Consider the following 6742-nt stretch of genomic DNA (forward strand, 5'->3'; position numbering starts at 1 on the left):
TATGGTGCATAAAAAAATTAATCTACCAAAAAAAATTGCCCTGTGTGCAACAAGCCCTTTGCATGGCGTAAAAAATGGCAACGCGATTGGGAAAACGTTATTTATTGCTCAGAGCGCTGCAAACTTACAAAGTGATTTAATATTTTAACTTCTTTGGTGTTGTTCTAAGTCATTTAGATAACGAAGTAATAACGCTATTCCCACACCTAAAGCAGACAAAAAATACACATATAACTTGGCGAAGCCAGTAAATTTATAACCATTAGTAAATGTTAAAATAAGTAAATATGCTTTAATTTTTTTGCCTAATATAATTGTATTACTCATTTTATTATCCAAACAATGTACGCCACTATTATTGTTTTAATAAACAACGTGCATAACTGGTAAATGTCATTAATTGATATGAAATTAATCATCATGCCCCACTTAAAAAATACAATTATTTATTGTATTCAAAACATAAAAGCCAATACCCTATTCGTTTGTGTTAGGTTCTAATATCAACTAATCTAAAATAAATAAATAAACATAAGAGGCTAAAGCTAAATGAATGAAAAATCAAAATATTGTGAACAAGTCACATGCAGTAACTGTGCTGAAACAAAAAAGCTCAAGTTTGATTTTTCAATGGCTTTTCAACCAATCATTAACTGTCAAACTAGTCTTATTTTTGGTTATGAGGCCCTCGTTAGAGGATTAAATGGCGAATCTGCCTACTCTATAATTTCTAAAGTAAACGAAGATAATCGTTATGCGTTTGATCAACTGTGCCGCATTAAAGCCATTGAGCTTGCCGCAAAATTGGGGGTAGAGTCTATGTTGAGTATTAACTTTTTACCAAACGCTATTTATAAACCCGAGCGATGCATACGCACCACCTTAGAAGCGGCTAAAAAATATAACTTTCCAATAAAAAATATCATGTTTGAATTTACCGAGGTGGAAAAAGTAGAAGATACTGCACACATAAAACGCGTTGTTGATTACTACCAATCACTTGGCTTTAAAACGGCAACCGATGATTTTGGCGCAGGTTACTCTGGATTAAACCTACTAGCTGACTTTCAAACAGATATTATTAAATTAGATATGGCGCTTATACGCAATATTAACAAAGACAAAAAACGCCAATTTATAGTCACCCATTGCTTAAATATGTTTCGCGACTTAAACATAACAGCACTTGCCGAAGGAATAGAAACAGTAGAAGAATATACATGGCTAAAACACGCAGGTGTTGAGCTTATGCAAGGCTATTTGTTTGCAAAACCAAGCTTTGAGAGCCTACCTGATGTGAACTTTGAAGACATAGGTGCTGATAAACACTCAGCACCTATTATTTAAACCGCGCTACTGGTTAAATTACATATTACCTAGCTCTATCATCATCGCTGTATACATACGTAAGTTAAGCTCTAATTGCTCAAGGGTAATAAATTCATGCTCTGAGTGGCCGGTGTAACGTTTACCAGGCATAGAAGGGCCAAACGATACTGCATTATCAAACAGTTTGGCATTAGTGCCGCCGCCAATTGATACAAAATCAGCTTTTTTATCGCCTGTAAAATACTTAAATATATCAAGCAGTTTTTGTGCATGCGGCGCGCTATCTAGCAGCATAGGTGTGCCAATAACCGTTTCTATGTTAGCAAGCGTTACATTGTTAGCCGCTTGCCAATTAGCAAGAGCATCATCAATCTGTTTTTGTAATAGAGCTTCATCTTTACCCATCGGGCGACGTGCATTCACAGCGAGTGTTAGCGCATTGCCATCGCGCTCAATAACAGTAGGAGCCACTGTCATCGGGCCCATAAAATCATGCTTATACGCTATATCACCAAATTGCTTACCGTGAAGATCTAAACCAATTAACTGGTTAACAAAGTCGATTAGCTCCCCATCGCTGTTATTTTCAAGCTCGATACCTTTAAATAATTCGGCTAGGTAAGCAATGGCATTTATACCCGACTCGGGCTCTGATGAATGCGCCGACATCCCTTTAACGCTTATTGATAAGCCATTACTTTTTTCACTAAAGTTAAACTCAACTTTATTTAATGCTTTGGCTTTGGCTTTTAATGTATTAATAAGTGCAGTATCTGCATTATGAAGTACTAAGCTTGCGTCTTCTGGAATTTGGCTTCTAAACGCACCACCCGTTAAGCTACTTACATATAAACCCGTTTGTGGTGATGTTGCATTAAAAGTAGGTGCAATTAAGCTCCAGCCTTTCTCGGCAACCACTACAGGGTATGATGCATCAATCGTTACTGCATATTTTGGTTGCTCATACGTTTTCATAAATTCAGTAAGCGGGCCCCAATCAGACTCCTCTGCTAGATAAATCATTAACTCAATACGGTTATTAAGCGGTATGCCTTTGTCTTTAATTGCTTTCATTGCGTAGAGCGCTGTCGCTATTGCGCCTTTATCATCTTCGGTACCACGACCAACAAGTTTGCCATGCTCTGATGTATCAATAATAAAAGGGCTTTGTTTCCATTTACTCGCATTAGCGGGTTGTACATCGCCATGCGTTACTACGGTTACTTTTTCGCTTTGCTCACCCATACCAATTAATACTGTGTACCCTAAATCTTGGTAATCAAAGCCAAGCTCTGCGGCTTTCATTTTTAAAAGTGCTTTAAAGCCAATAAAGTCGGGATTTTGAGGAGCCGTAATGTCGCTTTTATTAACGGTTGGAAAAGCCACTAAGTTAGTTAGTGTGTGTATTTGAGCATTTTGGTAGGTATTTACTGCGTAATCGGCAACGCTATCAATATTTTTATTTAACTGCGCATGAGCGCCAAATGCAAATAAAGCAATACCGGCTAAAGCTAACTTTTTCAAAACAATTCCCATTTAATTAATAACTAAGAGCGGCAACTATAACGCTTAGAAGAGTTTACATATAGCACTTTGCGGTAAACGCACAAGTTACCTAAGTTAATATTTATATAGCGGCTTTTATGTGGATGGCTGTATAATGCGCGACTTAAAATTAACAAGGCATTTAACTGTGAACCGTCGTAAAAAAATCGTCACTAAATTTCAAAAAAAAGACAAGCGTACTAACGCAAAGCTACACAAAAGCAACAAACCTGCCTATGTGTCAAAAGCCGAACGAGAAAAACTTGAGCAGCAAGATAATACTGCGCAAATAATTGATGAAAATAGCCAAGAGCAGGAATAACCTGCCCTTGTTGATTAGTATAATGCAATTAAAACACGTAGCTTACGCCCATATTAAATGAACGCCCCTGCCCTGCGAGTTGCTCAAAACGATTACTACTTCCCTGTTTGAGCTGAGCAATACTCACTCCGCCAAGCGGTAATTGATAGTATTCATCAAATAAGTTTGTAACTTCTGCGCTGAGCGTTAAACTCCCCCACGATGCTTTTGAATTCAAATTTACTAAACTGTAACTGCTTGTTTGGTTCTCAAAGCGGTTATTATCTATACGCGTTTTAGTATCAACCCATTGCCACGATAATGTATTTTCAAAGCGCCCTAGTTGCTGGTTAATAGCAAACTCGGTTTGCAGTGGTTTTATTTGATAAAGCGGCTGGTTAGTATCGTCGCGATTGCCTCTGGTATTGGTAACTTTCGCTTTTAATTGCCAGTTACCTAACTGTTTAGATTTATAAATATTAGCGGTTAAGTCTAATTTAACGCCATATAAAGTGGCATCTACATTGGTAAATTTGAGCACATTACGCGTAGTGTCCTCTAAGCCAAAGCGATTGAAGGACCTAATAATATCAGCGTCAATATAATCTGTAATATCGGTATACCAAACATTAGCACTAATACGCCAGTCATCTTCTTTTGCCGATTTAATATACGTAGAATTAAATGTATGCGCCGTTTCAACAGCTAAGTCAGGATCGCCAATATAACCATTTGCATCACCGTACCAACCAATCATAGTGGTCGCCATGTTGCTTACTCCCCAACTGTATCGCTCGTACAAATTGGGCGCTCTATTTTTACGAGCAAGACCAAACTGAAGCTCATCATTATTTGTTATTTGATAATTAAGCAATAAGCTAACATCGACGACCGTATCTGTTTTAGCTCTATCATTGGCATTAAACTCAATAGCTGCAGTGGCATTATTTGGCTGCATAGGCATAGAGTTCATTGTGCCCATATTCATCATAGGCATGCCATTGTTGTATCCCTGCACTTCACCTGCATTTGTGCTTATATTTTCAATTCGTACACCGGTGTTTAGCCACCATTGTTTGTTTAACTGACTCTCATATTCAGCAAATACAGCAATACGCTCGCGTTTGCCATTATTTATATTTACGTACTCGTTTGGCCCCATCATCATTGACCCTTCAACAGCTGGCCACCAATCATTAATACTGTAATGATAATATTCTTGACCGAGTAAAATACTGCTGTTTTGATCAAGCGCAATGCGCCACTTTAGTTGCGAGCTTATATCTTGGGCATCGGTTTTCATTGGCATCATGCCTGTTTTTTCTGCACTGAAAAACCCCATTTCGTGCTTTACGTTGTGCCAATTTAACTGTGCCTCAAGCTCACTGTTTTCAAAAGAGCGTTTATATTGAGCTATAGCTCCGTAACTGATGTTATCGGTCATATCCATATACTGATTTGGAAATCCCTGATACGGGATTTTTTGATGACTTAGCTTAAGTACAAACTGTTGATTTTCATCACGTATTGCCGCAGTTAAATTGTGGTTTTGCACGCGATATAAAGTATCGAACACCAAATCGCCATTACCATCATCGTAGCTTTTGGCGTCGCTAAAAGCACCTTGGTAATTAAAGCTAACAGTATCACTGGCAACACGCGCTCCCATACCCAATTTACGGCCATTACCTAGACTGTTGTACTGCGCCGACACATAACCTGAATGCCAACTAAGGCCGTTATTTTCGTTATACTGCGCAGAAATAGAATTTACGCTTATTACACCTGCAATATTATCGCCACCAGCACTCACTGGCGATATGCCCGCAACAACATTGTAAGCGGTAATTTGATTTGCAGAAATATAAGAAAGGGGTGGATTCATATGGTTAGCACACGCAGCGGTTAAATCAGCGCCATCAACACGCACTTTTATTCTATCGCCCATTAAACCGTTTAAAATGGGTAAATTTGACACCCCACCTGCCGCTGAAAAATCCACACCTAAATCACTTAATAGTGATTCTGACGAGCTAAGCGCTAAGTGTTTATTTTGCACATGACCATGTACTTCAATTACTTCCAATGACGTGTCGTCGGCAAATACTGTGGGTGATAACACACCGCTAATTAGAAGTGCGAGAGGGGTTAGTAAATATGTTTTTTTAATTTTTCTTTTATAAACCATTTTAATTTATGCCACTGTAATAATTGGCATAAATTATAGTATGTACGGTTAAAGCAAAAGCGCGACAAATTGTCGCACTTTATCAGTTTTAAGCGCTTAACGACGCCATATCAATGACAAAACGGTATCGAACGTCTGACTTTTCCATCCGTTCGTACGCGGTGTTAATTTCATTAATGTTGATCATTTCACACTCAGGGAGTACGTTGTTCTCGCCACAGAAATCGAGCATTTGCTGCGTTTCTGCTATACCACCAATCAACGATCCTGCAATTCGGCGACGTCCCATTAATAGGGGGACCGTATTTACTTCATCCACGGGACCCACTTGGCCAACGATAACTAACGTACCATCAATATCAAGTAGCGGTGTATAAATAGACAAGTCATGCTTGACGGGCACGGTATCGATAATAACGTCAAAAGCAGATTGCGCCCCTTTCATTTCATCGTCATTTGATGATACTAAGTAATGATCAGCACCTAATTTCACTGCGTCTTCTTTTTTAGACTCACTACGACCGACAACTGTAACCGTTGCCCCCATAGCAACTGCATTTTTAACAGCCATATGACCAAGTCCACCCAGACCTACAACAGCAACTCGACTACCTTTTTTTACACCCCATTTATGAAGTGGAGAGTACGTTGTAATACCTGCGCACAGTAGCGGTGCAACGCGTGAAAGATCTAGGTTTTGTGGTACCGAAAGTACAAACTCTTCCCGTACAACCACGTGTTTTGAGTAACCGCCTTGAGTCATGTCGCCATTGACTCTGTCTTTACCTGCATAAGTACCTACCATGCCCTCTCGGCAAAACTGCTCTTCGTCGTTATCACACTGATCGCAGCTTTTACACGAATCAATCATACAACCAACAGCAACCGTGTCGCCTTGCTTATATTTTTTTACGTCGTTACCTACCGACAACACTTTGCCTACAATTTCATGTCCAGGAACTAACGGATAATCACTGCCACCCCAATCATTTCGAACGGCGTGTAAGTCTGAATGGCATACGCCACAGTATAAAATTTCAATTTCTATATCGTTATTTCGTAAATCGCGGCGTTCAAAAGAAAACTCTGTGAGTTCAGAACCTTGGCTTTTTGCTGCATATCCTACTGTTTTCATAATAACTCCATAGTTGTTAAAAATTTAAATCATCAACAGTATGCTACACCCGCTGTGAATTGAAACTGACAATACAAAAAATAGACACAAAAAAGCCCGAACATTGTTCGGGCTTTTTATTATACCAATTGCATTAAATTAGTGATCTATTATAGCGATAAGAAAATAGCTCAATAACAAGGCTAAAATTATGATACATAGTTGTTCTATATAAATAATTTTTAACGTCGTTAGTGAGTTATTT

Annotated in this window: 6 protein-coding genes and 1 pseudogene; 3 read left to right on the forward strand and 4 right to left on the reverse strand. The window is 38.7% G+C overall.

Translation table 11 applies throughout. From position 1 onward, the window contains the following. Position 1 precedes the first annotated feature (1 nt). A pseudogene (locus tag H5119_RS10860) lies at positions 2 to 135 on the forward strand (DUF2256 domain-containing protein). Positions 136 to 144: 9 nt separating this feature from the next. Here the strand turns inward: H5119_RS10860 and H5119_RS10865 are convergent. Further along, on the reverse strand, positions 145 to 327 hold the full coding sequence (locus H5119_RS10865; protein WP_182702231.1) for an XRE family transcriptional regulator: 183 nt from the start codon (positions 325 to 327) through the stop codon (positions 145 to 147). 222 nt (positions 328 to 549) lie between these two features. On the opposite strand from H5119_RS10865, the gene H5119_RS10870 reads away from it, so the two are divergent. Continuing rightward, the gene (locus tag H5119_RS10870) at positions 550 to 1347 is read left to right on the forward strand and encodes an EAL domain-containing protein (RefSeq protein ID WP_182702232.1); all 798 of its coding nucleotides are present in this window, start codon (positions 550 to 552) and stop codon (positions 1345 to 1347) included. 18 nt (positions 1348 to 1365) lie between these two features. Here the strand turns inward: H5119_RS10870 and H5119_RS10875 are convergent, their stop codons facing one another. Continuing rightward, positions 1366 to 2853 carry a dipeptidase gene (locus H5119_RS10875; RefSeq protein ID WP_182702233.1) on the reverse strand — a complete coding sequence of 496 codons (1488 nt, stop codon included), beginning with the start codon at positions 2851 to 2853 and terminating at the stop codon, positions 1366 to 1368. Between the two features lie 136 nt (positions 2854 to 2989). Between H5119_RS10875 and H5119_RS10880 the strand changes: the two genes are divergently transcribed. After that, positions 2990 to 3196 (forward strand): DUF2986 domain-containing protein, encoded by a 207-nt coding sequence (locus tag H5119_RS10880; protein ID WP_182702234.1) that lies wholly within the window; start codon positions 2990 to 2992, stop codon positions 3194 to 3196. A gap of 28 nt (positions 3197 to 3224) precedes the next feature. Here the strand turns inward: H5119_RS10880 and H5119_RS10885 are convergent, their stop codons facing one another. Continuing rightward, complete coding sequence (locus H5119_RS10885; RefSeq protein ID WP_182702235.1) at positions 3225 to 5363, reverse strand: TonB-dependent receptor; 2139 nt, start codon at positions 5361 to 5363, stop codon at positions 3225 to 3227. An 88-nt stretch (positions 5364 to 5451) separates the two neighbouring features. After that, positions 5452 to 6498 carry an NAD(P)-dependent alcohol dehydrogenase gene (locus tag H5119_RS10890; RefSeq protein WP_182702236.1) on the reverse strand — a complete coding sequence of 349 codons (1047 nt, stop codon included), beginning with the start codon at positions 6496 to 6498 and terminating at the stop codon, positions 5452 to 5454. Between the last annotated feature and the right edge of the window lie 244 nt (positions 6499 to 6742).

Source organism: Pseudoalteromonas sp. SG45-5, assembly GCF_014164085.1.
Classification (GTDB): domain Bacteria; phylum Pseudomonadota; class Gammaproteobacteria; order Enterobacterales; family Alteromonadaceae; genus Pseudoalteromonas; species Pseudoalteromonas aliena.